This is a genomic window from Nonomuraea candida (assembly GCF_000725485.1).
In the GTDB taxonomy this organism is placed as follows: domain Bacteria; phylum Actinomycetota; class Actinomycetes; order Streptosporangiales; family Streptosporangiaceae; genus Nonomuraea; species Nonomuraea candida.
Genome location: NZ_JOAG01000058.1, coordinates 1 through 26511, shown reverse-complemented (window position 1 = coordinate 26511; position 26511 = coordinate 1). Strand labels below are relative to the sequence as shown.

Below are 26511 nucleotides of genomic sequence, written 5' to 3'. Positions count from 1 at the left end.
CCTAGCAGCCACGATAAGGGGCGCGGTGGGCCGGGCGCGCGGGTTTCCGCGCCGGGAGGAAATTCCCCCTCCGGCCCGAACGTTCAATACCCTGGTCGCAAACCACTCAAGCAAAGGCAGCACAGTGTCCCAGGCTCCAGGTCAGCTCACCTTCGTCGCGCCCCGGCGGGCCAAGCCCGCACGGCACCTGGCCGACCTGTCGATGGCCGACCGGCGCACGGCGGTCGCCGAGCTGGGCGAGAAGGCCTTCCGCGCCGACCAGCTCTCCCGCCACTACTTCGAGCGCCTCACCACCGACGTGCAGGCGATGACCGACCTGCCCGCGTCAGCCAGGGAGAAGCTGTCCTCGCTGCTGCCCACCCTGCTCACGCCGGTCAAGGAGCTGACCACCGACGGCGGCACCACCCGCAAGACGCTGTGGCGGCTGTTCGACGGCGCGCTGGTGGAGTCGGTGCTCATGCGCTACCCCGACCGGGTCACGATGTGCGTGTCGTCGCAGGCCGGCTGCGGCATGAACTGCCCGTTCTGCGCCACCGGGCAGGCGGGCCTGACCCGCAACATGTCCACCGCGGAAATCGTCGAGCAGGTCGTGGCGGGCGCGCGGGAGCTGGCCGCGGGCCAGGTGCCCGGCGGGCCCGGCCGCGTCAGCAACGTCGTGTTCATGGGCATGGGCGAGCCGCTGGCCAACTACAAGCAGGTGATCGGGGCGGTCCGCCGCCTCGTGGAGCCGGCGCCGCACGGGCTGGGCATGTCCGCGCGGGGCGTCACCGTCTCGACCGTGGGCCTGGTGCCCGCGATCGGCAAGCTCGCCGACGAGGGGCTGCCGGTGACGCTGGCGCTGTCGCTGCACGCCCCCGACGACGAGCTGCGCGACACGCTGGTGCCGATCAACACGCGCTGGAAGGTGGCCGAGGTGCTCGACGCCGCCTGGGCGTACGCGGCCAAGACCAAGCGGCGGGTGTCGATCGAGTACGCGCTGATCAAGGACATCAACGACCAGGAATGGCGCGCCGACCTGCTCGGCAAGCTGGTCAAGAACAAGCTCGTGCACGTCAACCTGATCCCGCTCAACCCGACGCCCGGCTCCAAGTGGACGGCCTCGCGGCCGGAGGACGAGCGGGCGTTCGTGCGGCGGCTGCAGTTCCACGGCGTGCCGGTGACGGTGCGCGACACGCGGGGGCGGGAGATCGACGGAGCCTGCGGGCAGCTCGCCGCCGCCGAGTAAAGCGGGCTCCGGCGCAGGGCTCCGGCGGCAGGGGCTGCGACGGCGGGGTCTCGGCGGCGGGGTTCGGTACGGGTTCGCGGGTCCGGCTGTGGCGCGTGGGCGGGTTCGGCGGGCGTGGGCGGTTGTCCGGCGGCGCGGTCACGGGGTTTCGGTCCGGGGCGTGCCGCGCCGCACGGGAGTGGGTCAGGTTCTGCGGCGCAGCCAGACGTACGCGGCCAGGCCCGCCAGGCACCATGCCAGGGAGATCGCGGCGAGCTGGGGGAACTGGGCGAGGAGCGCGCCGGAGTTGGCGGCCTTCATCCACGAGGTGAGCGGCACCGTCAGCCAGTACAACGACGTGGCGCTCACCAGCAGCATCGCCAGGAAGCCCAGCAGCAGCGTCATGATCGAAAAGGCCGGGGACGGCATGATGGCGCGGCTGGTGAGGGCGCCGAGGGCGGTGCCGGTCAGGGCGGCGACCACGTACAGCAGGATCGCGACGGAGAGCAGGCCCGGCGACGGGGAGCCGGTGATTCCGAGCAGCAGGCCCCAGAGCAGGCCGGACGTCGCGAAGACCGCGCACGCCGTGAACGCCGCCAGCAGTCCCGCCGCCACCTCCCTGCCGCGCCCGCCCACCTGTATCGCCGACATCTCGCGCTGCCGGTCGGGCTCGGTGTCGAGCAGGCTTCTGGCGGCCCAGGCCAGGATGGGGACGAGGAGTATGGCGCCGTCCACCAGCACGCCGGCCTCGGCCCCTCTCGGCGCCCGGTTGCCGTGGACGATGGCCAGCATCGCCAGGGTGAGGAGCAGCGCCTGGTACACGCGGTGCGAACGGACGTAGGCGGCCAGGCGGAAGACGGTCAGGGCGATCATCCGGTCACCTCGGTCGTGCGGGCCCTGCGGTCCTCATCGCGGGTCTCGGCCTCGGAGGTCCGATCCTCGGTCGCCTGTGTCCTGCGGGTTTTGCAGGCTCGGTCCTCGGCCGTGTGTGTCCTGTGGGTCTCGGTCTTGTACGGCTGGTCCCCGGTCGTGCGGGGCCGGTGGTTCCCCGCGTCGATCTCGCGGGCCTGGTAGCCCTCGTCGCGCATCCTGGCCAGGAAGCGCGGCAGCTCGTCGGCGGGCAGGGTGACCGCCACGGTGGCCTGGGGGGCCGAGGATGCGTCCGGCACGGTGGTCTGGGCGGCCGAGGAGGTCTCCGGCTTCGTCGGCTCCGCCGGTGGCGCGGTGGTTCGGGGAGGGGCCGCTGTTGTCGAGGGCGCGAGGGCCGGAGTGGGTGGGGTGGGCTCCGGGGGTGTCGTCAGGGGGGTGGTGGTGCTCTCCTTGAGGCGGCCGTCCACCATCGACCAGTGACGCAGGCCGGGCAGGCCGCGCAGGCCGCCCTGGTGGTCGCTGGCGATGACGATGCCGCCCCGGGCCGCCACCTCGGTCGCGATCGCGGGCAGCACTTCGCGCGTGTCGGCGTCGAGGCCGGCGAACGGCTCGTCCAGGATCAGCAGGCCCGGATCGGCCATCAGCGCCTGGGCCAGGCCCACCTTGTGCGCGCTGCCCTTCGACAGGTCGGCCAGCCGGGTGCCGAGGAGATGCCCCATGTTGAGGCGCTCGGCCCACGGCTCCCAGCGGGCGCCGCCGCGTACGCGGGACATGTGCCGCAGATAGGTCGCCACGTTGAACGGCTGGCTCGACGGGAAGCGGTCGGGGGCGAAGCCGACCACCGGCGGGCGGCCGGTGATCGTGCCCGTGCTCGGCCGGGCGAGCCCCGCCAGGAGGCGGAGCAGGGTCGACTTGCCCGCTCCGTTCACGCCGGTCAGCTCGATCACGTCGCCGGGGGCGAGGTGGGCGTCGGCGTCGTGGATGACGAGGGGTGCACGTCTTCGATAGCGAAAGGTGACGTTGGACAGACGCATGATCCCGTAACGGTATATCTCGGGTCGCAGGGCCGGGATAAAGGTCCGACAATGGAGGTACCCCAGCACATCTCAAGAGGAGTGAGGCTTGAACCGCTTTCCGCGGGTCATGGGTATGCGTTCAGGCTATGACCCCGTCGAAGTCGACGCCCTGATCGGGCGGATCGAATCGACCCTCGGCAGAGGCTCGCACCCGGTCGAGCCCGTCACCGCGGACGAGGTCCGCACGGCCACGTTCCGCGCGAAACGCGGCGGTTACCAGGAGACCGCGGTGGACTTCGCGCTGGAGGCGTTCGTGGTGGCGCTGGAGACCCAGGCGCGGCGGCCCATCCGGCTGGCGATGACCGAGCCGACCGGTGAGATGCTGCGCGAGGAGTGGTTCGAGACCCAGGCCGCCAGGGTCGAACGCGTGGCCTTCCGCCCCGGCCGCATGGGCACGGGCTACAACGAGGACGAGATCGACGCCTTCCTCGACCGGATCGTGGCCACGTTACGCGGCACGACCGACTACCCGGTGACGGCCAAGGAGGTGAGGGAGGCGAAGTTCTCGACGGTGCTGTTCCGGTCCGGCTATCTGATCGCGGACGTGGACTCGTTCCTCGCGGGCATCGCCGACGTCCTCGACCAGCGACTGCTCTGAACCGGCCGCGTCACCGGGCATGACGCGCGGGACTGCCTCGGCCCCGCCGTCGCCGCCATCACCCGCGGGCGGCCTCGGCCGCCACCGCCATCGCCCGCGGGTCGGCTCGACTGCCTCGGCCGCCGTCGCCGGCATCACGCGCGGGCTGCCTCGACCGCCGCGAGCAGGCCGCGCAGATCGGGCTGTACGCGCTGGATGACCGACGCGTCCGCCGGCCGTTCGCCAAGCCGGTTGATCCACACGCGCGGCAGCCCCAGCCGGTGCGCGGGCACCTGGTCGTGGACGTAGCTCTGGGCCACGTGCACCCACACCTCCGGCTCGTAGGAGTCGCGGAACAGCTCGAAGTGCGCCGGCGCCGGTTTGTACGCCCCGGCGTCCTCGGCCGTCACCACCGCGTCGAACGGCACGGGCAGCCGCCGCCGCGTCTCGGCGACGAGGTCGCGGTCGCAGTTCGTCAGCAGCGCCAGCCGCCACCCGGCCGCCCGCAGCGCCGACAGCTCGGCCCCCACCTCGGGGAACACCGGCCAGTACGGCAGCGTCGCGGCCAGCACCGAGGCGTCGTCCGCGCCCAGCTCCACCTTCTCCTCCGCGCACGCCCTGCGCAGCGCCTCGGCCAGCACCAGGCGGTAGCGCAGGGCGGGCGACTCGCTCTGGACGGCCTGCTCGTGCCGGTTGTACGCCTCCAGCAGCCGCGCCCCCTGCCCAGGGGCGATCAGCTCGGCGCTGGTCAGGATGCCGTGCCGCCAGTCCACCAGCGTGCCGTAACAGTCGAACGTGACCCATCGCATAGAGCCATAATGACGGTCATGACCGTATCCGTGCGGCCCATCGGGGCCGGCGATCTCCCCGTGGTCACCCGGGTGCTCACCGGAAGCTGGGGCGACTCCACGGTGATCGCCCTCGGCCGCGGGGAGCTGGTGGACGCGGCGAAGCTGCCCGGCTTCATCGCCGAGGTGGCGGGCGAGGTGGCCGGCGTGGTCACGTACGCGTCACGCCTGCGCCGGATGCTCAGCCAGAGCCAGAGCCAGAGCCAGGCCTGGGCCCCGGGCTGGGGCCAGGGCTGGGGCCAGGGGTGGGGGTAGGGCCAGGGGCGAGGGTGGGGCCGGTGCGGGGATGGTGCAGGAGGGCGACGAGGACCGAGGTGACCGGGGCAGCCAGGAACGCGCCCGTGATCCCGGCGACCACGCTGCCCACCGTGATCGCCACCAGGATCACCGCGCCCGGCAGGTCGAGCGCCCGGCCGTAGATCTGCGGCGCCAGGACGTGCCCCTCGATCTGCTGCACCGCCACCGTCACCGCCACCACGATCAGCGCCACCAGCCAGCCCTTGGCCACCAGCGCGACCACCGCGGCCAGCAGCCCGGCGAAGAACGCCCCCACCACCGGCAGGAACGCCCCCACGAACGTCAGCACCGCCAGCGGCAGCGCCATGGGCACGCCCAGGATCCACAGCGCGACCCCGATGAAGAACCCGTCCACCAGGCCCACGATCGCGACCCCGCGGATGTAGCGGCCGATCACCGAGAAGACCAGGTCGCCGGCCTCGGTCACGCGGGTCCTGGCGGGGGCGGGCACGAGGGCGACCAGCCAGCGGAAGAGGTGGTCGCCGCCGTGCACGAAGTAGATCGACAGGATGATCGCCAGCACCGCCCCGACGACCACCTCGCCCACGGTCCTGACCCCGGCCAGCGCGCCGGTGGTGATCGTCCGGCCCTGGTCGGACAGGTAGTCCCTGGCCTGCGCGAGGATCTGCTGGTCATCGAGCCCGAACCGGGCCGTCAGGCGGTGCAGGTCGTCGAGCACCTGGCCGAGGCTGGCCCGCAGCTCCGAGACGCTGGCCACGGTGGGCGGCACCAGCAGCGCGCCCAGCCCGGCGGCCAGCAGGACGGCGCCGGCGAAGACGATCGCGGTGGCCGCCGCCCGGCCGAGCCCGCGCGAGCGCAGCCAGCGGGCCGGGGGCAGCAGCAGGGCCGTGAGGAAGACGCCGATGATGATCGAGATCACCACCGTGCGCAGGTGGTAGAGGCAGAAGAAGGCCACCGCGGTGACCGCGATCCACCCGAGCAGCCGCCACGGCCCCATCCCCTGCCCCCTCATCGTGCCTGGTCAGAGGAGTTCCCCGGGCCGATCACAGGCAACCCTGCCCCGCCCGGGGTCCTCGCCGGCCGGGGTGACCCCGTCCGGCCCGGGTCCTGGTCGGGGGTGACCCCGTCCGGCCCGGGTGCTGATCGGGGAGAACCCGCCCCGCCCGGTCCTCGCCGGCCGGGGGGTGACCCGCCCGGTCCGGGGTCCCCCGGGCAAGGGGTCTCTCCGGTCGGAGGGGTGGCCCGGGTCAGGCGGGTGGGGTCAGGTGGAGGCGCTGGGAGCGCTTGTTCGCCTCGTACGTCTCCCGCGCCGCGTACGTGGTGCTCGTCGTGGCCGCCTGCGCCACGGGCACGTCCCACCACGCCTCGGAGGAGGGCACGTCGTCGGCCAGCCGGTCGGTGCGTACGTGGATCACCGTGGTCTCGGCGGCCGAGCGGGCCGTGTCGAGGGCCTTGCGCAGGTCGGCGACCGACTCGGGGCGCAGCACCGTGGCGCCCAGGCTGGCCGCGTTGGCCGCCAGGTCCACCGGCAGCGGCCCGCCGTCGCGCCGCTGGTAGGCGGTGCCGAGCCGCTCGGCGCCGACGCTCTCCGACAGGCGGCCGATGGAGGCGAAGCCGGAGTTGTCGACCAGCACCACGACCAGCTTGACGCCGTCGGCGACGGCGGTGACCAGCTCCTGCGCCATCATCAGGTACGACCCGTCGCCCACCAGCACGAACACCTCGCGCTCCGGGGCCGCCAGCTTCACGCCCAGGCCGCCGGCGATCTCGTAGCCCATGCAGGAGTAGCCGTACTCGACGTGGTAGCTGCCGGGACCGCTGGGCCGCCAGAGCTTGTGCAGGTCGCCGGGCATCGACCCGGCCGCGCAGACCACCACGCCGTCGTCGCCGGCCGCCGCGTTGACCGCGCCGATGACGGCGGCCTGCGAGATGGGGGTGTCCTCCACGGCGTAGGCCGCGTCCACGGCGGCGTCCCACGCCCGGGTCAGCTCGGCGGCGCGCTCGCGGTGGGCGGCCGGCGCGCTGTGGCCCGCGCACGCCTCGGCCAGGTCGGCCAGCCCCTCGCGGGCGTCGGCCACCAGTTGCAGGCCGGACAGCTTGGCGGCGTCGAAGCCGGTGATGTTGAGGTTCACGAAGCGGGCGTCGGGGGCGAAGATCGTCCTGGAGGCCGTGGTGAAGTCGCTGTAGCGGGTGCCGACGCCGATGACCACGTCGGCGTCGCGGGCCAGCGCGTTGGCGGCCGTGGTGCCCGTGGCGCCGATCGCGCCGACCGCGAGCGGATGCCCGTACGGCAGCGCGCCCTTGCCCGCCTGCGTCTCGGCCACCGGCGCCCCGAGCGCCTCGGCGAAGGCCATCAGCCGCTCGGTGGCCTCGCTGTAGATCGCCCCGCCGCCGGCCACGACGAGCGGGCGCTCGGCCGAGGCGATCAGCGCGGCGGCCCGCGCCAGGGCGGCACGCTCGGGCCGCGGCCTGGGGATGTGCCAGACCCGGCGGGCGAACAGCTCGTCGGGCCAGTCGTACGCCTCCGCCTGCACGTCCTGCGGCAGCGCCAGCGTCACCGCGCCGGTCTCGGCCGGGTCGGTGAGCACCCGCATGGCGGCCAGCAGCGCGGAGGGGAGCTGTTCGGGGCGGTTGATCCGGTCCCAGTAGCGGGAGACGGGCTTGAAGCAGTCGTTGACCGAGATGTCGTAGGAGCGCGGGTCCTCCAGCTCCTGGAGGACGGGGCTGGCGGCGCGGGTGGAGAAGATGTCGCCGGGCAGCAGCAGCACGGGCAGGCGGTTGATGGTCGCGCCGGCCGCGCCGGTGATCATGTTGGTGGCGCCGGGGCCGATCGAGGTGGTGCAGGCCAGCGTGGCCAGCCGGTTACTCGCCCGCGCGTAGGCGGCGGCCGTGTGGACCATGGCCTGCTCGTTGCGGCTGAGCCGGTAGGGCAGGTCCTCGGTGGAGGTGGCCAGCGCCTGGCCGAGGCCGGCGACGTTGCCGTGGCCGAAGATGCCGACGCAGCCGCCGAAGAACCGGCGCTCGACGCCGTCGCGCTCGCTCCACTGGCGGGCCAGGAAGCGCACGACGGCCTGCGCGACGGTCAGCCGGATCATGGGGTCCTCCCGAACGGCACTCTGGGGTCGGTGGGCTGGGCGTCCCAGGAGGAGCGGATCCAGGCGTGGCGGGGGTCGTCGCAGAACGCCATCGAGCGCTGGTCGGCGGGGCCTGCCAGGACGTTGAGGTAGTACAGGTCGTAGCCGGGGGCGGCCATGGAGGGGCCGTGGTAGCCGTACGGGACGAGCACCACGTCGCCGGAGGAGACCTCGGCCAGGGTGTCGATCCGGCCGCGCTCGGAGGAGTAGACGCGCTGGTAGCCGAAGCCCTGGTCGGCGACCTCGAAGTAGTAGATCTCCTCCAGCACCGCCTCGCCGGGGTGCTCGGTGTCGTGCTTGTGCGGGGGATAGGAGGACCAGTTGCCGCCGGGGGTGAGCACCTCGACGGCCATGAGCTTGTCGCAGCCGTCGAAGGCGTCGGGGGAGCAGAAGTTGTTGACCTGGCGGGTGGCCTGGCCGGCGCCCCTGATCTCGACGGCCGTCTCGGCGGCGGCCACGTAGCGCGGGGGCAGCGCGCGGGTGGCGCGGGCCGAGGGGAAGGCGATGCGGCCCGCGCCCTCGACGGTGACGTCGGCGCCGATGGGCAGGTAGGCGAAGTCGGAGGGGCCGTCGAAGACCGAGGCCCGGCCGACCAGCACGAACGTGTCGCCGGGGAGGGTGACCGTGCAGGAGCCGGCCAGGGGGAGGACGAGCATCTCCTCCTCGCCGGTGTGGAAGGAGAGCGGGGCGCCGGTCAGGTCGGCCACGCGCAGCCCGGAGTAGGTCCAGCCGGCCGTGGACGGGGTGATCTCGACCGACCAGGGCCCGTCGGCGGCCTTGCCGTACGGGATGTGGGTCATGCGGCCTCCTTCGCCGGTCGCGGGGCCGGGGTGGTGCCGTCGAGGGTGAGCTCGGTCATGTGCGGGCCTCTCGTACCAGCGCCGCGGCGCCGTCCACCGCGGTCGCGACGTCGTCGTCGGGTGGGTAGAGCAGGGCGCGCCCGACGACGAGGCCGCGCACGCCCGGCAGGCTCAGGGCGCGGTGCCAGTCGGCGTAGGCGGCGTCGATGTCGGGCGGGTCGCCCCCGAGCACCAGGGCGGGCAGCGTGGTCGCGGCCATCACGCGCTCCATCTCCGCCACCGCGGGGATCTTCAGCCAGGTGTAGGCCGAGGTCACGCCGAGCGCCTGGGCGACGCTGATCGAGCGGATCACGGCCTCGGGCGACAGGTCGTTGCGCAGGACGCCCGACTCCGAGCGGCGCGACCAGAACGGCTCGACCATGGCCACCAGCTTCCTGCGGGCCAGCTCGCTGACCGCGCGGGCGCACGACTCCAGCGTGGCCACGCTGGCGTGGTCGGTGGGGTCGATGCGGCAGAGCATCTTGCCGCCGTCGAGCCGCATGGTGTCGATGGAGTCGGCGTCGAAGCCCGTGAAGCGGTCGTCCAGCTCGAACACCGAGCCCTGCAGGCCGCCCCGGTTCATGGAGCCGAAGGCCAGCTTGCCCTCCAGCGCGCCCAGCAGGATCAGGTCCTCCAGGACGTCGGGGGAGGCCAGGATGCCGTCCACGCCGGGCCTGGACAGCGCCAGGCGCAGCCGGTCGAGCAGGTCGATGCGGCTGGCCATGGCCAGCGGCCGGTCGCGCACGGCCAGGGCGCCGCGGGCCGGGTGGTCGGCGGCGATGATCAGCAGCCGCTCGCCCTCGGCGGGCAGGCCGCGCCGCTGCCGGCGGGCCGCGGCCGCGGCGATCTCCTCAGGCCGGGTGGCGCGGATGTGGGTGAGCCGCCCGTAGTCGGCCGGCCTGGACAGCGTGGTGTCGCTCAAGGGCGCGCCCCGTTCAGCAGGCTCTCCACCTCGTCGGTGGTCGGCATCGCGTCGGCGCAGGCCAGCCGGGCGGCCACGAAGGCGCCCGCCGCGTTGGCGAAGCGCAGCGTGCGCTCCAGCGGCCAGCCGCGCCGCAGTCCGAGGCAGACGGCGCCGCCGAAGGCGTCGCCCGCGCCGATCCCGTTGACCACCTTCACCTCCATGGGCTCCACCAATGCGCTCTCCTCGGAGGTACGCGCGAAAACCCCTTCCGGGCCCATTTTCACGATCGCGATCCGTACGCCGGCGTCGAGGAGGGCCCGCGCGGCCGCCTCCGGATCGCGTACGCCGACCGCGACCTCCACCTCCTCCAGGTTGCCCACGGCGACGTCGGCCAGCGGCAACACGCGGCGCGCCGCCTCGTGGGCGGCCTCGGGCGACTCCCACAGCGTGGCCCGGTAGTCGAGGTCGAACACCGTCCACCCGGAGGTGCGGGCCGCGAGCGCGGCGGCGTGGGCGGCGGCGCTCGGCTCCCGGCTCAGGCCGGTCAGCGAGAACCAGAACAGCTCCGCCGCGCCGATCGCCGCCAGGTCGAGCATGGCGGGGGTGATCCGCAGGTCGGGCGGATGCTCGCCGCGGTAGAAGTAGATCGGGAAGTGGTCGGGCGGGAAGATCTCGCAGAACGTCACGGGCGTGGCCGGGCCCTCGATGGTGGTCACGAAGGCGTCGTCCACGCCGAAGCCGCGGATCGCCCGGCGGACGTAGTCGCCGAACGGGTCGGCGCCCACGCCGGTGATGACGGCGGAGCGCAGCCCGTGGCGTGCCGCGGCGACGGCGACGTTGGTCGGGCTGCCGCCGAGGAACTTGCCGAAGGTCTCGACGTCGGCCAGGCCGACCCCGGTCTGCAACGGATAGACGTCGACGCCGCAGCGGCCGATGGTGATCAAGTCGTACAACGGCACCTCCAGGGATGGAGCTTATTCACCACACTATGGCATATTGTCATGACATTCGGATGTCCGCTATGTTGCGGTTAACGGCCAAGCCTTTACGTCATATGAATGTCATGACATATTGGCCATACGCCTCCTTGTAGACATGTCGGAGGGTTTGCATGGCATTGCGGAAACGTGTGGTCGCGGTAGCCGTCGCGGCCGGTCTGGGGCTCACCGCCTGCGGCGGCCAGTCCTCCGGCGGAGGCGGTGACGCGATCGAGCTGACGATCACCCAGAACGCCATCGCCGGCGGCAAGAACGCGGCCGCCGCGAAGTTCGTCGCCGACTGGGTGATCCCCACGTTCGAGGCGGCCCAGAAGGCGAAGGGCAAGAACGTCACGGTCACCTTCATTCCCAGCGGCGTCGACGATGAGCAGTACAAGACCAAGCTCTCCCTCGACCTCAAGTCGGGCAAGGGCGCGGACGTGATCGACATCGACGGCATCTGGGCCGGGGAGTTCGCCGAGGCCGGCTACCTCAAGCCGTTGTCGGAGGTGGTCGGCCCCGAGGCGGACGCCTGGGACGGCTGGGCGCAGATCCCCGAGGCCGTGCAGGGCATGGCCGAGTTCGACGGCAAGAAGTACGCCCTGCCGGTCGGCACCGACGGGCGGGTGCTCTACTTCAACAAGTCCCTGTTCGCCAAGGCCGGCCTGCCCGCCGACTGGCAGCCGAAGAGCTGGCAGGAGATCCTCGACGCCGGCGCCAAGCTCAAGTCGGCCGGCGTGCCCGTGCCGATCCAGATCAACGCCGGCACCGCCATGGGCGAGGCCACCGCCATGCAGGGCGTGCTGCCGCTGCTCGCCGGCGCGGGCGGCGAGGTCCACCGGGACGGCAAGTGGACCGGCGCCTCCCAGCCCCTGAAGGACGCGCTCGGCCTCTACCAGAAGATCTACGGCGGCGGCCTCGGCGACCCCAGGCTCCAGCAGGAGGCCAAGGGCCGCGACAAGTCGTTCCAGCAGTTCGCCCAGGGCAAGATCGGCATCCTGATGGAGGGCGACTACTTCTGGCGCGGCGTGGTCAATCCCAAGACGGGCGTGGCCAAGATGGCCGACCGCGACCAGGCCGTCGGCTACGCCCTGATCCCGGCCATCGAGCCCGGCAAGGGCATCCGCGGCCAGGACTTCGTCAGCATGTCCGGCGGCGCGCTGCGCACGGTCAACCCCGGCAGCAAGCACCCCAAGGAGGCGTTCGAGCTGCTGGCCTTCACCCTCTCGCCGGAGGCGCTGAAGGAGGAGACCAAGGACGGCAACGTGCGCGTCACCCCCCGCTCCGACGTCAACAAGGAGATCCTGGCCGGCGAGCCGCTGCTGACGTTCATCTCGGAGAAGGTGCTGCCGCTGACCGCCTACCGGCCGCCCGTGGCCGTCTACCCGCAGGTGTCGGTGGCGCTGCAGGAGGCCACCGCCGCGGTGGCCGGCGGCACGCCGCCCGACCAGGCGGCGGCCGACTACCAGAAGAAACTCGAAGGAATCGTCGGTGGCGCAGGCAATATCGCCTCCTGAGGCCCCGAAGGAGACCCGCACCGGCCGCTACAGCTCCGACGCGGCCGGCCTGGGGAAGGCGCGGGCAGGGGTCTTCGTGGCCCCCGCCCTGCTGCTCGTGGCCGCCTTCCTCGTCTTCCCCGCGCTCTGGGTGCTCTATCTCGGGCTCACCAACTACCGCCTGACCGGGGCCGCCGCCGCGGAGCCCGAGTTCGTCGGCCTCGGCAACCTGCTCGGCGCGGTCGCCGACCCCGCCTTCTGGAACTCCACGTGGCTGACCGTCCAGTTCGTGCTGGGCTCGGCCGTCATCGGGCAGGTGGGCCTCGGCTTCACCATCGCCTGGCTGCTGCGCGACCGGCGCGGGCCGCTCAAGCGGCTGGTCGAGGGCCTGGTCATCCTGGCCTGGATCCTGCCCGGCGCCATCGTGTCGTTCCTGTGGGTGGCGCTGCTCGACCGCGACGGCGGCACGCTCAACGCGCTGCTCGGCCTGCCCGGCTTCGCCTGGCTGCTCGACCACCCGATGTTGTCGATCATCGTGTTCAACACCTGGCGCGGCACCGCCTTCTCGATGATGCTGTACGGCGCTGCCCTGTCGAACGTGCCGCCCTCCCACCTGGAGAGCGCCCGCCTGGCCGGGGCCTCCTCCTGGCAGCAGCTCAGGGACGTGGTCTTCCCGCACATCAGGGGCCACATCCTGACGAACCTGCTGCTGATCAGCCTGTGGACGTTCAACGACTTCACCCCGTTCCTGCTCACCGCGGGCGGCCCCGACGGCAAGTCCGAGGTGCTGGCCGTGCACGTCTACAAGGTGGCCCTGCAGAGCGGCGAGCTCGGCCACGGCGCCGCCGTCTCCACGATCATCCTGCTGATCAACCTGGTCGTGGCGGTCTTCTACCTCCGACTGCTGCGGAGCAGGCGATGACACGTTTCGTGCTGGGCCGGATCGGCTTCTCCACCCTGGTGGCGGTGCTGCTGGCGTTCTTCACGCTGCCGCTGCTGTGGCTGGTGACCGCGCCGTTCACCTCGAACCCCACCTACGAGGTGACCGTGCCCGACTTCACCTGGGACAACTTCGCGGCCGTCGTCGAGCACCCCTACGCGCTGCCGTCGCTCTGGAACTCCGTGGTGCTGTCGGCCGGCACCGCCGCGCTGGTCGTGGCCTTCGCCGCGCTGGCCGCCTACGCCCTGAGCCGGGTGCGGCTCCCCGGCCGCGACGCGCTGCTGTACGCGTTGCTGCTGCTGTCGTCGATCATCACCGGGACCGCGGCGATGGTGCCGCTGTTCCAGCTCGCGGTCGAGCTCAACCTCATCGACTCCCAGTTCGGGCTGATCCTCATCCTGACCGGCGGGCTGCTGCCGGCGGCGATCTTCATGCTGAAGGACTTCGTGGACGCCACCCCCCAGTCGTACGAGGAGTCGGCCCGGGTGTTCGGGGCCTCGCCGCTGCAGATCGTGCGGCACGTCGTCGTCCCCCTGGTGCGGCCCGGGCTGGCGACCATCGCCGTGTGGGCCGTGGCCAACGTGTGGGGGAACTTCCTGATGCCGTACCTGCTGCTGAGCGACGTGCGGAAACAGCCGGCGGCGGTGATCACGTACACGTTGTACACCGAGGGCGGGCAGGCCAACCTGAGTATGTTGTCCACGTTCGGGCTGCTCTACTCGATCCCGGTCGTGCTCATGTACCTGTTCGTCAGCAAGAAGTACGGCTTCCGCTTCCACGGAGGGATCAAGCGTTAAATGGCCGCCATCGAACTACGCGGGCTGAGCAAGGTCTACCCCGGCGGGGTGCGCGCCCTCGACGCGCTCGACCTGGTCATCCCCGACGGGGAGTTCTTCGCCCTGCTCGGGCCCTCCGGATGCGGCAAGACCACGCTGCTGCGCACGATCGCCGGCCTGGAGAGCGCCACCGGCGGGTCGGTGCTCATCGGCGGGCGGGACGTGACCGGCACGCAGCCGGGCGGCCGGGACGTGGCCATGGTCTTCCAGGACTACGCGCTCTTCCCGCACATGGACGTCACCGACAACATCGCCTACCCGCTGCGCATCAAGAAGGTCGCCAAGGGCGCGCGCCGCGCCAAGGCCGCCGAGGTGGCGGCGCGGCTCGGGCTCGACCACCTCATGGACCGCCGGCCGGGGCAGCTCTCCGGCGGGCAGCAGCAGCGGGTCGCGCTGGCCCGGGTGATGGCCACGCAGGCGCAGGCCTACCTGTTCGACGAGCCGCTGTCCAACCTGGACGCCCGGCTGCGGCTGGAGGCCCGCACGTTCCTCAAGAAGCTCCAGCGGGAGCTGGGCGTCACCACCGTCTTCGTCACCCACGACCAGGCCGAGGCGCTGGCCATGGCCGACCGGATGGCCGTCATGGAAGCGGGGCACATCCGGCAGATCGGCACCCCGGCCGAGGTGTTCCAGCGGCCGGCCAACACGTTCGTGGCGGGCTTCATCGGCTCGACGCCGATGAACCTGCTGGACGGCTCCGTACGAGGTGACACGCTGGAGGTGGCGGGGTGCAAGCTGCCCGTCCCGGCCGCCGCCGAGGGCCGCGTCTCCGACGGGGACACGATCGTGTACGGCGTGCGCCCCGAGTACATGACCTACTCGGCCGAGCCCGCGGAGGGCGCGCTGAGCGGGAAGGTGGCCATCGTGGAGAACCTGGGCGCGTCCCACCTGGTGACGCTCGACGTGGCCGGCGTGAACGTGCAGGCCGTGGTGCCCGAGGGCGGCGAGCCCGCGGTCGGCGACGAGGGCCACGCCGTGCCCAGACGCGACCGGGCCCTGGTCTACCGGGACGGAGCGCTGGTGTGAGGGGCCACTGGAGCCTGGACGACCGGCTGGAGCGCGTCCTGCGGGAGGTGCCGTTCGAGGTGCCTCCGGGCAGCGCGGCCGTCACCGTGCGGCTGTCGTACGACAGGTCGCAGGGCGTGATCGACCTCGGCTGCGCGGACCCCGGCGGCTTCCGCGGCTGGTCGGGAGGCGCGCGCGACGAATACACGATCACCCCCGGCTGGGCCACCCCCGGCTACCTGCCGGGCGAGATCGAGGCCGGCACCTGGTACGTCTGGCTGCGCCTGCACCGCATCCCGCCCCGGGGCCTGGACTACACGCTGGACGTCTCCTTCGACGCCGTCACGCCCCCCGACGTGCCCGAGCCGCCCCACGGGGAGCGCCCGCCCCGGCGCGACCTCCCCGGCCTCGACGGCCTGCGCTGGTACGCCGGCGACTTCCACGCCCACACCGTGCACAGCGACGGCAGCCTCACCATCGCCGAGCTGGCCGAGCTGGCCCACGGGCGCGGCCTCGACTTCCTGGCCGTCACCGACCACAACACCGTCAGCCACCACCCCTGGCTGGCCAAGGCCGGCCGCGGGATCACGCTCATCCCCGGCCAGGAGGTCACCACCGACCGGGGCCACGCGAACGTGTTCGGCGAGGTCGGCTGGGTCGACTTCCGCCGGCCCGCCGACTCCTGGGTGGAGCACGCCGAGCGCGCGGGCGGGCTGATCTCCATCAACCATCCGCTCGGCGGCGACTGCGCCTGGCTGCTGCCGATCAGCCGCCGCCCCCGCGTGGCCGAGGTGTGGAGCTCCGGCTGGTGGGACCGCCGCTGGGGCGCCCCGCTGGCCTGGGCCGACGCCTGGCGCGACGACGTGATCGCGATCGGCGGCAGCGACTTCCACCGGCCCGGCTCCGACGGCCTGCCCGGCGCGCCCACGACCTGGGTGCTGGCCGAGGACCCGGCCGCCGTGCTGGACGGCGTGCGCGCCGGGCGCACCGCCGTCTCCACGGGCCCCGACGGGCCGCTGCTGCTCAGGCTGGGCGACGACCTGCTCGCCCTCGACGCCGACGGCCTGGTGCTGGTCCGCCCCGACGGCAGGCGGCAGGTGGTGCGCGGCGACCGCGCGCGGCTGGCCGCGATCGACGGACCGCACCGGCTGGAGACCCACGAGAATGAGGTGATCGCCCTATGCGCGTGAGGAAAGTCGCCAACGCCCCCGTCAGCTTCGGCGTCTTCGAGCTCAGCGACGGCCCACCGCCGCTGACCCCCGACGAGATGGTCCGCGCCCTGGCCGAGGCCGGCTACGAGGGCATCGACTCCGGGCCCATCGGCTATCTGGGCACCGGCTCAGAGCTGGCCGAGCGGCTGGGCGGGGCCGGGCTGCTGCTCTGCGGCGGCTGGGTGGACCTGCCCTACCGCGACGAGCAGGCGTACGCGAGGGGGCTGGGCGCGCTCGACGCCGCGCTCGACGTGTTCGCCGCCGCCCCCGAGGGCGACCTGCCGCCCCGGCCCACGATCGCCTGCTCGGGCTCGCCCGAGCGGTTCGCCCGCCCCGGCGGCAACGCCCCCGGCCTGCCCGCCGGCGAGTGGCCCGGGTACGCCGCCCGCGTCCAGGACGCCGCCGACCGCTGCCGGGCGCGCGGCTTCGAGCCCGCCTTCCACCACCACCTCGGCACGTACGTCGAGACCCCCGAGGACGTCGAGCGGCTGCTGGAGCTGACCGACGTGCAGCTCTGCCTGGACACCGGGCACCTGCTGCTGGCCGGCGGCGACCCGGTCACGGCGCTGCGCGCGTGGGCGGGACGGGTCGGGCACGTGCACATCAAGGACGGCGACACGCGCATCCTCGCCCGCGCCCTCGCCGACGGCGCGGACCTGCGCGAGCTCATGGGCCGGGGCGGCTTCGCCCCGCTCGGCGAGGGCGAGCTGGACCTGTCCGCCGTGGTGCGCGCGCTCGACGAGATCGGCTACACGGGCTGGATCGTGATCGAGCAGGACACCCTCCCCGGGCGGCGCACCGTCGCCCGGAACATCGCCGACCAGGCGGCCAACCGCCGCAAGCTGAAGGACCTGGGACTTTGAGAATCGCGCTGGTGGGGTGCGGGGCCGTCACGCAGGCGGTCTACGCGCCGCTGCTGTCGAGGCGGCGGGACCTGTTCGAGGTGAGCGCCGTCTGCGACCTGTCGCGCACCCTCGCCGACGCCGTGGGCGACCGGCTGGGGGCCGCGCGGCGCCACACCTCCGTCTCCGAGCTGCTCGCCGAGGGCGGGTTCGAGGCCGTGCTCGTGCTGGCCTCCGGCTCGCACGGGGAGACCGTGCGGCAGGCCCTGGCCGCCGGCCACGCCGTGCTGTGCGAGAAGCCGCTCGCGCTGACCAGGGCCGAGGTGGCCGCGCTGCCCGAGGGGCGGCTGATGGTCGGCTACATGAAGCAGTACGACCCGGCCGTGCGCCGGGCCGAGGAGGTGCTGGCCGGGCTCGGCGGACCCGAGGTGATCAGGGCGGTCGAGGTGACCGTGCTGCATCCGAGCGGGGAGTCGCAGCTGGCGTTCGCGAACCTGACGCAGGCGCGCGACGTGGACGCGGAGCTGCTGGCCGGGCTGCGGGCGGCGGAGGGCGAGCTGGTGTCGCGGGCGCTGGGGGAGTCGGCGCCGGAGTCGGTACGGCACCTGTACGGGGTAGCACTCGGCTCGATATGCCACGATTTGTCGCTCTTGAGGCGCTTTACTGGCTCTCCTGAGGAAATTTCGTACGTGGAGACCTGGGGTGACCCGCCCGGCTCCATCGAGATCTCCGGGTGCCTGCCGGTGCGCGGCCGGTTCTCCATCCGCTGGCACTACCTGGAGGACTATCCCGCCTACCGGGAGACCGTCGCCATCCACCACGACCGGGGCTCGCTCGAACTCGTCTTCCCCTCGCCCTACCTCATGAACGCCCCCACCACGCTCACCGTGGTGTCCGGCGCCGAGAGCCGTACGCGATGGCGTGAGGTGACTGAGGCGTTCGAGGTACAACTCGCGGCCTTCCATGCTTTCGTGAACGATGGCAAGCCGCCGCTCACCGACGTGGCAGGCGGGCTGGCCGACATCGTCACGGCGCAGCGGATCGCGGCGCGCTACGCCGTACAGCATGATCTGCCCATTGGAGGGGAGGCAGCGTGAGCACGGAGATCGTCGTCGTACCGCACACACACTGGGACAGGGAGTGGTACGAACCCTTCCAGCGCTTCAGGCTGCGCCTGGTGGCGCTGCTCGACGAGGTGCTCGACACGATGGAGCGCGAACCCGCCTACCACTTCACCCTCGACGGGCAGCTCGCCTGCGTGGACGACTACCTGGAGGTGCGGCCGGAGAACCGCGACCGGGTGGCGGCGCTGGTGGAGTCGGGGCGGCTGGCGGTGGGGCCGTGGCAGATCCTGCTGGACGAGTTCCTGTGCTCGGGCGAGAACATCGTGCGTAACCTGGAGCTGGGCATGGCCAGGGCGGACAAGCTGGGCGGCGCCATGCCGGTCGGCTACCTGCCCGACATGTTCGGTCACATCGCCCAAATGCCGCAGATCCTCCGTAAGGCCGGGCTGCTGCACGCCTGCGTCTACCGTGGCGTGCCGTCCTCCGTCACCACCGACGCCTTCGCCTGGGTCGCGCCCGACGGCACGGCGGTGCGCACGCAGTACCTCCCGGCGGGCGGGTACGGCAACGGCGCCCACCTCTTCTCCGGCGGCCAGGGGCTGCGGGAGCGGGCGGCGGCGTTCGTGCGCACCATGCGGAAGTGGCACGGGCCCGAGGGGCCGCTGCTGGCCATGTACGGCACCGACCACTCCGCGCCCGTGCGCGGGCTGCCGGAGATGGTGGCGGAGATCGGCGCCCGCATGGACACCTTGTCCGGATATATCGGGGCTTATGCGGGTTCAGGGGAGGTGGACGGGCTGCCCGAGGTGCACGGCGAGCTGCGCTCCCACGCCCGCGCCAACATCCTGCCCGGCGTCATCTCCGTGCGCGCCCACCTCAAGCAGGCCATGAGCCGCGCCGAGCGCATGGTCGAACGCTACGCCGAGCCGCTGGCCGCCGTCTGGGGCGACGAATGGCCCGGCCGCTTCCTCGACATGGCGTGGTGGCGCCTGGTGGACGCCAGCGGGCACGACTCGGTCACCGGCTGCGGCGTGGACGAGACCGCCCAGCAGGTCGCCGCCCGCATCGCCGAGGCCGAGCAGCTCGGGCAGGCCGTGCGCGACATGGTGACCGCCGAACTGGCGCGCGCCGTGCCGTCCGACGGGGTGCTCGTCGTCAACCCCACCCCCGCCGCGCGGTTCGGCGTCGTGGTCGCGGACGTGGCGGGCGCCGACCCGCTGGTGGACCCGTCCGGCGATCCGGTGCCCACCCAGCCCCTGGAATACGCGGCCACGCTCCTGCTCGACGAGGAGATGGACCCCGCCACGGCGCTGACCTTCATCCACGGCACCGAGCTGTACGGCCAGCACATCACCGGCTGGCAGGTCGAGGACGGGACACTGACCTTCACGGTGGCCCGCGAGACGTCAGAGGTCTTCGACGTGGACGACCTGCGCCCGGCCCTGCGCGGCGTCACCCGCGTCCGCATCCTCGCCGAGCCCCGCCGCACGGTGGCCGCCCTGGTGCAGGTCCCACCCCTCGGCCACACGAGCGTCCGGCCCGCGCCGCGCGACGCCGTCTACGGCCCCGAGCCGGTGGACCAGCCGCCCCGCCGCTTCCACGGGGAGCACCACCCGTCCTGCTGGCTCAGCTCCGACTCCGCGCCCCTGCCCGTGCGCGGGGACGAGCAGGTGCTCGACAACGGCATGCTGCGGGTGCTGATCGCGCTCGACGGCACGCTCACGCTGGTCGGCCAGGACGGCACCACGGTCAACGGGGCCGGCCGCCTCGTGGACGGCGGCGACGTGGGCGACACCTACAACTTCGCGCCGCCGCTGGCCGATTTGATGATCTCCGAGCCGTCGTCCGTCGAGATCGAGGTGATCTGCACCGGCCCCCTGGTGGCGGTGGTGGAGGTGCGCCGCACGTACGAATGGCCGGCCTCGGCCGAGAACGTCGACGGCGCCCCCGAGGTGCCGTCCATCACGCGCAGCGCCAGGACCGAGGAGATCGACGTCCTGACCCGGGTCGAGCTGCGTGCGGGCGAGCCGTTCGTCCGGCTGCGCTACGAGTTCGACAACCGCTGCGCCGACCACCGGGTGCGCCTGCACGTGCCGCTGCCCGCGCCGGACGTGCGCTCGCACGCGGAGGGCCAGTTCGCGGTCGTCACCCGCGGCCTGACCGCCGAGGGCGGCTGCGGCGAGACCCCGCTGCCCACCTTCCCCGCCTCGTCCTGGGTGGCCGCCGGAGGCGTGGCGGCGCTGCTGGAGCACGTGACGGAGTACGAGGTGGCGGACGGCGAGCTGGCCCTGACGCTGCTGCGCTCGGTCGGCTACCTCTCCCGCAACCGCAACGCCCACCGCCCGGAGCCGGCCGGGCCCCAGCTGGTCACCCCGGCGGCGCAGTCGCGCGGGCCGCGGTCGGTGAGCCTGGCGCTGATGCCGTACTCGGGGTCGTGGGAGGACGTGGTGCCCCAGGCCGAGGTCTTCCGCCACGACCTGCTGGTGGTTCCGGGCCAGGGCGAGCCGTACCTGCCGCTGCCCGCCCCCGCCGCCGGGCCGTCGGTGACCGGGCACGGCGTGGTGATGACCTCGCTCAGGGACCGCGACGGGTGGCGCGAACTCCGCGTCGTCGCCCTCACTCCCTTCGCCACGGAAGCCGTCATTTCCGGCGGCCTCGTGGAGGCCCGGCACGCGGATCTGCGGGGTCGTCCCGGGGAGTCCGTGCAGGTCACCGATGGCGTGGTGCGGTTGCCCCTGGAGCCGTGGGAAATCGCGACCATCCAATTCCGTCAACTCTGAGTAATGAGTCGAACGCCAGTAGTAATCTTCCGGCCATGGTCACGGCTCAGCACGAAGGTCTGAACAAGATCGCGACCTTCGATCTCGAGTGCACGCGTGACATGTTGCGTGCGCTGTTCGACGTCCCGATCCCGAAGTCCGGTGAGGCGTGCACCGCCTCGCCGGACCTGTCGGAGGTCGACCCCGGCGTCTGCCGGGCCGACGGGGCGATTCTCTATGGCGAGGGAGGGGAGAAGTTCGGGGTCATCGTCGAGACGCAGCGCGCCCCGGATGAGGAGAAGTGTTATTCGTGGCTGGAATACATCGCGAATTTCCGGTCACGCGAGAAATGTCCGGCATGTCTGGTGGTCATCTGCCCCAACGAGCGGGTGGCCCGGTGGGCGGCGAAGGTCATCTCCACCGGCCATCCGGGGCTGACGCTGAAGGTGCTCACCATCGACAAGTGGAACACGCCGGTCATCACCGACGCCGGGCAGGCGCTCGACAACATCGCGCTGGCGGTCATCTCGACCGTCACCCAGAGCGAGCACCCCAGGTTCGGCGAGATCTGCGCCGCGACACAGCAGGCGCTGGGGGGTATCGATCCGGGGCTCGCTTATCGGTACGCTCGCTATGTCACCCTGTCACTGGAGGGTGACGCACAGGAAGGATGGAGTCAGGGGATGCGGACCATGACGTATCCATACCAGGGAAAGTACGCCGAGGGCCTCATCGCGGAAGGCGAGGCAAAAGGCAGGGTAGAAGGTGAGGCACGGGGCGAGGCGCGGGCCGTGCTCAAGATTCTCGAGAGTCGGGGTCTCTCGGTCTCCGAGGAGCTGCAGAACCGGGTCATGGGCTGTCAGGAGCGCGCCGTCCTGGACATATGGGTCGCGCGAGCCCTCTGGGTCGAGTCGGCGGAGGAGATCTTCGACTGAGGCGGCCGGTCAGGGTTTGAGGCGGCCCAGCCGGCGGGCCGCTCTGATGGCCAGCCAGACCTCGGCGAAGGCAGCGCTGGACGACAGGTCCCGGCCCGTGAGGGTCGCGAAGCGCCGCAGGCGGTAGGCCAGCGTGTTGGGGTGGATGTGGAGGACGGCCGCGGCGTCCTCCACGTGACGGTTGTGCTCCATCCACACCCGCACCGACTTCAGCAGCCGTGAATCATGGGCCTCGTCGTAGGCCAGCACCTCACCCAGCACGTGCTCCACCAGGGCCGACAGCGTCGCCGGGTCGTCCGGCAGCCAGCGCCCGGTGGTGTCCTCGCCGTAGTGCACCAGCGGCTTCCCCGACTCCACGGCGTGCGAGACCGCCCAGACCGCCTCCCGCTGCGCGACCCGCAACGGCTCTCCGGGCGGGAACGGCCGGCTGACGCCGGCGGCGGCGCCCGGCACGGCGGCGACGGCCGGCCCCATCCCGGGCGGGCCCAGCAGGTAGTGGTCGTTGCCGCGCCGGAGCATCAGGTGCGGCAGATCGTCCAGGGCCCGGCGCAGCGCGTCGTCGGGGACGCCCCGGACCACCAGCAGCACGGCGTCGGAGGACATGGGCAGGCCCAGGCGGGCCAGGCGGCGGCGGGCGGCCGGCGGGTCGAGGAGGTCCTGCAGCAGCTCGGCCAGCGTCTCCGCGCCCTCCCTGCGCAGGGTCTCGCGCTCGTGGCGGGCCATCGCCACCTGGAGGGCGGCGACCGTGGCGATGTGCTGGACGACGGCCAGGCCGGCGGGCCGGGCGCCCTCGCGCTCGAAGGCCACCAGGTGGCCGGCGGGGCCGCCGGGGGCCGAGACCGGCAGGACGAAGCCGCCGGGGATCGTCGGCGGCGCGTCGGGCTCGGCCGGCAGGACGTCCAGCGGCGGGACGGGCACACCGGGCAGCAGGGGCCGCCCGCTCCGAGTGGAGAGATAGACGTCGTAGCCCGACAGGCGTTCGAGGCGTTTGAACAGGGTGGCCGTGTCGAGATCCTCGGCGGCCAGCCAGCGCAGCGCGCCGAAGACCTGGAGCTGGGCGCCGAGCCGGTGGCTGGCGTCCTCCTGCAGCGCCGCCGCCACCTCCTGCGAGATCGCGATGAACGGCACCGCCAGCGGCACCTCCAGCACCGGCATGCCGCGCTCCTCCGCCACCGCGAAGAACGCCGGGTGCAGGGGCGGCACGTGGAGCTGGGCCGACAGGGCCAGGGCCGAGACGCCGGCGTCGTCGAGGCGCTCCAGGTAGGCCCGCTGCCTGGCGGCCGTGCGGGGCACGCCGAGGCCGGTCGTCATGATGACCTCCGAGCCGAGCAGCCAGGGCGTCGGATCGTCCAGCTCGCTCACGTGGGCCCACGAGACCGAGCGGGACAGGCCGGACTCGCCGGCCAGCAGGCGGAGCTGGAGTGCGGGAGAGCGCAGGAGGTCTTCGACGGTCAGCCGGTCCTCGGCCGTACGAACGTCCCGCGCGAGCTTGTGGTCAGCCACAACACACACCGTAGTACTTCGTGGCTGTGACAATTGCCGCAGGTCAGAGGCGTGGCGAACACTGACCGCATGACTCTCGGCCCCGTCGACTCCAGCAAGGTCCCGCGCTTCGCCGGGCCCGCCACGTTCGCCCGCCTGCCCCGTCTCGACCAGGTCGGCCGGGCCGACGTGGCGGTGGTGGGCGTGCCCTTCGACACCGGCGTCTCCTACCGGCCCGGCGCCAGGTTCGGCCCCGCCGCGGTCAGGGAGGCCTCGCGGCTGCTGCGGCCCTACCACCCGGGGCTGGACGTCTCCCCGTTCGAGCGGGTGCAGGTGGCCGACGCCGGGGACATCGCGGTCAACCCGTTCGACATCGGCGCCGCCATCGAGACCATCGAGGGGGCGGCCGGCGAGCTGGACGCCCGGCTGGTCACCATCGGTGGCGACCACACGATCGCGCTGCCGCTGCTGCGGGCGGCGGCCAGGAAGCACGGCCCGGTGGCGCTGGTGCACTTCGACGCGCACCTGGACACCTGGGACACCTACTTCGGGGCCGAGTACACGCACGGCACCCCGTTCAGGAGGGCCGTCGAGGAGGGCATCCTCGACACCGAGGCGCTCAGCCACGTCGGCATCCGGGGCTCCCTCTACGGCAAGAAGGACCTGGAGGAGGACCGGCGGCTCGGGTTCGGCATCGTGACCGCGGCCGACGTGCTGCGGCGCGGGCTGGACGAGGTGATCGGCCTGCTGCGGCAGCGGATCGGCGACCGGCCGCTCTACGTCTCCGTGGACATCGACGTGCTCGACCCGGCCCACGCCCCCGGCACGGGCACCCCCGAGGCGGGCGGGCTCACCAGCAGGGAGTTGCTGGAGATCCTGCGCGGCCTGGCCGACCTCGACCTGATCGGGGCCGACGTGGTCGAGGTGGCCCCGGCCTACGACCACGCGGAGATCACCTCGATCGCCGCCTCCCATGTCGCCTACGACCTCGTCAGCCTGATGGCACTCCACAAGGAGCACCGGACATGAGCGGCACGTCCATCACCGAGATCGAGACCTACGGCGTCGAGCGCATCCCCGACGCCGACCGCACCGCCCGCCCCCTCGACCTGTTCCGGGTGGCCTTCGGGGGCGCGAACACGTTCGCCACCTGCGTGCTGGGCTCCTTCCCCATCCTGTTCGGGCTGTCGTTCTGGCACGGGCTGGCCGCCACCGGGCTCGGGCTCGTGGTGGGGGCGCTGATCCTGGCGCCGCTGTCGTTGTTCGGGCCGCTCAACGGCACCAACAACGCCGTCTCCTCCTCGGCGCACCTGGGCGTGCACGGGCGGATCGTGGGCTCGTTCCTGTCGCTGCTGACCGCGATCGCGTTCTTCTCGATCTCGGTGTGGTCGTCGGGCGACGCGCTGGTGGGCGGCGCGCACCGGCTGGCCGGGCTGCCGGACACCGACCTGTCGTACGCGGTCGCGTACGGCGTCTTCGCCGTCCTCGTGCTCGTCGTGTGCGTGTACGGCTTCCGCTTCATGCTGTTCGTCAACAAGATCGCGGTGGCGGCGGCGTCACTGCTGTTCGTGCTGGGCGTGTTCGCCTTCGCCGGGGACTTTGACCCGTCCTACGCCGGCACCGTCCACCCGGGCGACGCATTGTTCTGGCCGTCGTTCATCGGCGCGGCGCTGATCGTGCTGTCGAACCCGGTCTCCTTCGGCGCCTTCCTGGGCGACTGGTCACGCTACATCCCGGCGGACACGCCGCGCGGGAAGGTGATGGCGGCGGCGTTCCTGTCGCAGCTGGCCACCATCCTGCCGTTCCTGTTCGGCCTGACCACCGCCTCGATCATCGCCACCAAGGCCGCCGAGTACGTGGACCCGGCCGCCCCCAACTACGTCGGCGGCCTGCTGGCCGTCTCCCCGGGCTGGTATTTCCTGCCCGTCTGCCTCATCGCCCTGATCGGCGGCATGTCCACCGGCACGACCTCCCTCTACGGCACCGGCCTCGACTTCTCCAGCGTCTTCCCGCGCTTCTCCCGGGTCCAGGCCACGGTGTTCATCGGCACGCTGTCGATCCTGTTCATCTTCGCCGGGCGTTTCGCCGCGAACCTCACGCAGAGCATCTCCACGTTCGCCACACTGATCATCACGTGTACGGCACCCTGGATGGTGATCATGATGCTCGGCTACGTGACGCGGCGTGGCTGGTACGACCCCGAGGCGCTGCAGGTGTTCAACCGGCGCCAGCGCGGCGGGCGCTACTGGTTCACGCACGGCTGGAACTGGCGCGGCCTGAGCGCCTGGCTGGTCTCGGCCGGGCTGGCGCTGGCCTTCGTCAACCTGCCGGGGCAGTTCGTCGGGCCGCTCGGCGGGCTCGCGGACGGGATCGACATCTCGCTGCCGGTCGGCCTGGCCGTCGCGGCGATCCTCTACCTGGCGCTGCTGGCGCTCTTCCCCGAGCCGCGCGAGGTCTACGGGCCGGCCGGCCCGCGCCTGGTGCGCGCGGCCGACACCCCGGTCCTGCCGATCGTCGACCCGGCGGCGGAGGCGGCGACGTGATCATCGACCTGTCGGCGCCGATCACGACCGGGATGCCCGTCTACCCGGGCGACCCGGAGGTCACGGTCGAACCGGCGCTCACCGTGCCCCGCGACGGCGTGAACGTGCTGGGCCTGCACCTGGGCTCCCACTCCGGCACCCACGTGGACGCGCCCCGCCACATCGACGACGCGCTGCCCGCGCTGGACGAGCTGCCGCTGGAGCGCTTCTGCGGCCCGGCGACCGTGGTGGACGTCCGGGGCCTGGCGCCCCGCTCGGCCATCGGGCCGGAGGCGTTCGAGCACGTGACGGCGGGCACGATCGTGCTGGTCGCCACCGGGTGGTCGGCCCGCTTCGGCCGGCAGGATCATCCCTTCCTGTCCGCGGAGGCCGCCGCGCTGCTGGTCGGGCGGGGGGTGCGGACGGTGGGCATCGACGCGCTCAGCGTGGACCCGACGCCCGCCGACGCCTTCCCGGCGCACGAGACGCTGTTGCGGGCGCACGCGGTCGTCGCGGAGAACCTGGTCGGCCTGGATCGCCTGCTGGAGGCGGGGGAGCGGCCGATCGAGGTGTTCCTGCTGCCGCTGCGGCTGCCGGGGGCCGACGGCTCACCGGTGCGGGCCGTGGCCCGGATCGGCTAGCCCCGTTTTCCGCACGTGAGTGATCTTCAGCGGAGGTCTCGTGGGTCGATGTTGAGGAGATCCAGGAGATGGAGTTGGAGGTCGGTGGGTT

General features: G+C 72.6%; 24 protein-coding genes. 15 read left to right on the top strand and 9 right to left on the bottom strand.

All coding sequences use genetic code 11. The features are described from left to right. Window positions 1-124 precede the first annotated feature (124 nt). Window positions 125-1225, top strand: coding sequence for a dual-specificity RNA methyltransferase RlmN (rlmN, locus tag IO39_RS38840; protein WP_043634860.1), 1101 nt, complete (start codon window positions 125-127; stop codon window positions 1223-1225). 183 nt (window positions 1226-1408) lie between these two features. Here the strand turns inward: rlmN and IO39_RS38835 are convergent, their stop codons facing one another. Both IO39_RS38835 and IO39_RS58290 read right to left on the bottom strand, forming a co-directional pair. Beyond that, window positions 1409-2077 (bottom strand): hypothetical protein, encoded by a 669-nt coding sequence (locus IO39_RS38835; RefSeq protein WP_043634857.1) that lies wholly within the window; start codon window positions 2075-2077, stop codon window positions 1409-1411. Next, a complete protein-coding gene (locus IO39_RS58290; protein WP_084774238.1) occupies window positions 2074-3108 on the bottom strand; it encodes an ABC transporter ATP-binding protein in 1035 nt (344 codons plus the stop codon). The genes IO39_RS38835 and IO39_RS58290 overlap by 4 nt, the downstream gene beginning before the upstream one ends. A gap of 115 nt (window positions 3109-3223) precedes the next feature. Here IO39_RS58290 and IO39_RS51410 point away from each other — a divergent pair, with 115 nt between their 5' ends. Next, the gene (locus IO39_RS51410) at window positions 3224-3748 is read left to right on the top strand and encodes a DivIVA domain-containing protein (protein ID WP_052423922.1); all 525 of its coding nucleotides are present in this window, start codon (window positions 3224-3226) and stop codon (window positions 3746-3748) included. A 134-nt stretch (window positions 3749-3882) separates the two neighbouring features. Here IO39_RS51410 and IO39_RS38820 read toward each other — a convergent pair whose 3' ends face one another. Beyond that, window positions 3883-4536 carry an HAD-IA family hydrolase gene (locus IO39_RS38820; RefSeq protein WP_043634853.1) on the bottom strand — a complete coding sequence of 218 codons (654 nt, stop codon included), beginning with the start codon at window positions 4534-4536 and terminating at the stop codon, window positions 3883-3885. Window positions 4537-4554: 18 nt separating this feature from the next. Here IO39_RS38820 and IO39_RS38815 point away from each other — a divergent pair, with 18 nt between their 5' ends. Then, the gene (locus IO39_RS38815) at window positions 4555-4830 is read left to right on the top strand and encodes a hypothetical protein (protein WP_043634851.1); all 276 of its coding nucleotides are present in this window, start codon (window positions 4555-4557) and stop codon (window positions 4828-4830) included. On the opposite strand, the gene IO39_RS38810 is transcribed toward IO39_RS38815, so the two are convergent. The 5 genes from IO39_RS38810 to iolC all read right to left on the bottom strand — a co-directional run bounded on the left by IO39_RS38810 (window position 4757) and on the right by iolC (window position 10663). Next, on the bottom strand, window positions 4757-5845 hold the full coding sequence (locus IO39_RS38810) for an AI-2E family transporter (protein ID WP_245642531.1): 1089 nt from the start codon (window positions 5843-5845) through the stop codon (window positions 4757-4759). The two genes, IO39_RS38815 and IO39_RS38810, sit on opposite strands and share 74 nt — an antisense overlap. Window positions 5846-6080: 235 nt before the next feature. Next, a complete protein-coding gene (gene iolD / locus IO39_RS38805) occupies window positions 6081-7928 on the bottom strand; it encodes a 3D-(3,5/4)-trihydroxycyclohexane-1,2-dione acylhydrolase (decyclizing) (protein ID WP_043634850.1) in 1848 nt (615 codons plus the stop codon). Next, the gene (iolB, locus tag IO39_RS38800) at window positions 7925-8767 is read right to left on the bottom strand and encodes a 5-deoxy-glucuronate isomerase (protein ID WP_043634848.1); all 843 of its coding nucleotides are present in this window, start codon (window positions 8765-8767) and stop codon (window positions 7925-7927) included. The genes iolD and iolB overlap by 4 nt, the downstream gene beginning before the upstream one ends. A gap of 55 nt (window positions 8768-8822) precedes the next feature. Beyond that, window positions 8823-9728 (bottom strand): Cgl0159 family (beta/alpha)8-fold protein, encoded by a 906-nt coding sequence (locus IO39_RS38795; protein ID WP_043634845.1) that lies wholly within the window; start codon window positions 9726-9728, stop codon window positions 8823-8825. Beyond that, window positions 9725-10663: a 5-dehydro-2-deoxygluconokinase gene (gene iolC / locus IO39_RS38790; protein ID WP_043634842.1), complete on the bottom strand. Its 939-nt coding sequence runs from the start codon at window positions 10661-10663 to the stop codon at window positions 9725-9727. Before iolC ends, IO39_RS38795 begins: the two co-directional genes overlap by 4 nt. A gap of 158 nt (window positions 10664-10821) precedes the next feature. Between iolC and IO39_RS38785 the strand changes: the two genes are divergently transcribed. From IO39_RS38785 to IO39_RS38745, 9 genes are read left to right on the top strand one after another with little or no spacing between them, the layout of a single operon-like run. Next, on the top strand, window positions 10822-12204 hold the full coding sequence (locus IO39_RS38785; protein WP_043634839.1) for an extracellular solute-binding protein: 1383 nt from the start codon (window positions 10822-10824) through the stop codon (window positions 12202-12204). Then, window positions 12179-13105 (top strand): carbohydrate ABC transporter permease, encoded by a 927-nt coding sequence (locus IO39_RS38780; protein WP_043634836.1) that lies wholly within the window; start codon window positions 12179-12181, stop codon window positions 13103-13105. Before IO39_RS38785 ends, IO39_RS38780 begins: the two co-directional genes overlap by 26 nt. Beyond that, window positions 13102-13920: a carbohydrate ABC transporter permease gene (locus tag IO39_RS38775; RefSeq protein WP_043634833.1), complete on the top strand. Its 819-nt coding sequence runs from the start codon at window positions 13102-13104 to the stop codon at window positions 13918-13920. Before IO39_RS38780 ends, IO39_RS38775 begins: the two co-directional genes overlap by 4 nt. Beyond that, a complete protein-coding gene (locus IO39_RS38770) occupies window positions 13921-14985 on the top strand; it encodes an ABC transporter ATP-binding protein (RefSeq protein WP_043634830.1) in 1065 nt (354 codons plus the stop codon). It begins immediately after the preceding gene. Beyond that, window positions 14982-16154 (top strand): CehA/McbA family metallohydrolase, encoded by a 1173-nt coding sequence (locus tag IO39_RS38765; RefSeq protein WP_043634827.1) that lies wholly within the window; start codon window positions 14982-14984, stop codon window positions 16152-16154. The genes IO39_RS38770 and IO39_RS38765 overlap by 4 nt, the downstream gene beginning before the upstream one ends. Further along, entirely contained in the window at window positions 16145-17038 is an 894-nt protein-coding gene (locus tag IO39_RS38760) for a TIM barrel protein (protein ID WP_043634825.1), read from the top strand. The genes IO39_RS38765 and IO39_RS38760 overlap by 10 nt, the downstream gene beginning before the upstream one ends. Continuing rightward, a complete protein-coding gene (locus IO39_RS38755) occupies window positions 17035-18114 on the top strand; it encodes a Gfo/Idh/MocA family protein (RefSeq protein WP_043634823.1) in 1080 nt (359 codons plus the stop codon). Before IO39_RS38760 ends, IO39_RS38755 begins: the two co-directional genes overlap by 4 nt. Further along, entirely contained in the window at window positions 18111-20861 is a 2751-nt protein-coding gene (locus tag IO39_RS38750) for a glycoside hydrolase family 38 N-terminal domain-containing protein (protein WP_043634821.1), read from the top strand. The genes IO39_RS38755 and IO39_RS38750 overlap by 4 nt, the downstream gene beginning before the upstream one ends. A 35-nt stretch (window positions 20862-20896) precedes the next feature. Next, on the top strand, window positions 20897-21775 hold the full coding sequence (locus IO39_RS38745; RefSeq protein WP_043634817.1) for a hypothetical protein: 879 nt from the start codon (window positions 20897-20899) through the stop codon (window positions 21773-21775). A 9-nt stretch (window positions 21776-21784) separates the two neighbouring features. Here IO39_RS38745 and IO39_RS38740 read toward each other — a convergent pair whose 3' ends face one another. Next, complete coding sequence (locus IO39_RS38740; protein ID WP_211267328.1) at window positions 21785-23278, bottom strand: PucR family transcriptional regulator; 1494 nt, start codon at window positions 23276-23278, stop codon at window positions 21785-21787. 69 nt (window positions 23279-23347) lie between these two features. Between IO39_RS38740 and speB the strand changes: the two genes are divergently transcribed. The 3 genes from speB to IO39_RS38725 are packed head-to-tail and all read left to right on the top strand — an operon-like array spanning window position 23348 to window position 26420. After that, window positions 23348-24286, top strand: coding sequence for an agmatinase (gene speB, locus IO39_RS38735; protein WP_043634814.1), 939 nt, complete (start codon window positions 23348-23350; stop codon window positions 24284-24286). Next, window positions 24283-25800 carry a purine-cytosine permease family protein gene (locus IO39_RS38730; protein WP_043634812.1) on the top strand — a complete coding sequence of 506 codons (1518 nt, stop codon included), beginning with the start codon at window positions 24283-24285 and terminating at the stop codon, window positions 25798-25800. The genes speB and IO39_RS38730 overlap by 4 nt, the downstream gene beginning before the upstream one ends. Then, window positions 25797-26420: a cyclase family protein gene (locus IO39_RS38725; protein WP_043634810.1), complete on the top strand. Its 624-nt coding sequence runs from the start codon at window positions 25797-25799 to the stop codon at window positions 26418-26420. The genes IO39_RS38730 and IO39_RS38725 overlap by 4 nt, the downstream gene beginning before the upstream one ends. Window positions 26421-26511 lie beyond the last annotated feature (91 nt).

What these genes read in the sequence shown, in the direction of transcription:
- speB (WP_043634814.1), top strand. Translation starts at nt 23,348, where the DNA reads ATGACTCTCGGCCCCGTCGACTCCAGCAAGGTCCCGCGCTTCGCCGGG.
- IO39_RS38835 (WP_043634857.1), bottom strand. Translation starts at nt 2,077, where the DNA reads ATGATCGCCCTGACCGTCTTCCGCCTGGCCGCCTACGTCCGTTCGCAC.
- IO39_RS38820 (WP_043634853.1), bottom strand. Translation starts at nt 4,536, where the DNA reads ATGCGATGGGTCACGTTCGACTGTTACGGCACGCTGGTGGACTGGCGG.
- IO39_RS38760 (WP_043634825.1), top strand. Translation starts at nt 16,145, where the DNA reads ATGCGCGTGAGGAAAGTCGCCAACGCCCCCGTCAGCTTCGGCGTCTTC.
- IO39_RS51410 (WP_052423922.1), top strand. Translation starts at nt 3,224, where the DNA reads ATGCGTTCAGGCTATGACCCCGTCGAAGTCGACGCCCTGATCGGGCGG.
- iolB (WP_043634848.1), bottom strand. Translation starts at nt 8,767, where the DNA reads ATGACCCACATCCCGTACGGCAAGGCCGCCGACGGGCCCTGGTCGGTC.
- IO39_RS38815 (WP_043634851.1), top strand. Translation starts at nt 4,555, where the DNA reads ATGACCGTATCCGTGCGGCCCATCGGGGCCGGCGATCTCCCCGTGGTC.
- IO39_RS38730 (WP_043634812.1), top strand. Translation starts at nt 24,283, where the DNA reads ATGAGCGGCACGTCCATCACCGAGATCGAGACCTACGGCGTCGAGCGC.
- IO39_RS38785 (WP_043634839.1), top strand. Translation starts at nt 10,822, where the DNA reads ATGGCATTGCGGAAACGTGTGGTCGCGGTAGCCGTCGCGGCCGGTCTG.
- IO39_RS38770 (WP_043634830.1), top strand. Translation starts at nt 13,921, where the DNA reads ATGGCCGCCATCGAACTACGCGGGCTGAGCAAGGTCTACCCCGGCGGG.
- IO39_RS38775 (WP_043634833.1), top strand. Translation starts at nt 13,102, where the DNA reads ATGACACGTTTCGTGCTGGGCCGGATCGGCTTCTCCACCCTGGTGGCG.
- IO39_RS58290 (WP_084774238.1), bottom strand. Translation starts at nt 3,108, where the DNA reads ATGCGTCTGTCCAACGTCACCTTTCGCTATCGAAGACGTGCACCCCTC.
- iolD (WP_043634850.1), bottom strand. Translation starts at nt 7,928, where the DNA reads ATGATCCGGCTGACCGTCGCGCAGGCCGTCGTGCGCTTCCTGGCCCGC.
- IO39_RS38810 (WP_245642531.1), bottom strand. Translation starts at nt 5,845, where the DNA reads ATGAGGGGGCAGGGGATGGGGCCGTGGCGGCTGCTCGGGTGGATCGCG.
- IO39_RS38745 (WP_043634817.1), top strand. Translation starts at nt 20,897, where the DNA reads ATGGTCACGGCTCAGCACGAAGGTCTGAACAAGATCGCGACCTTCGAT.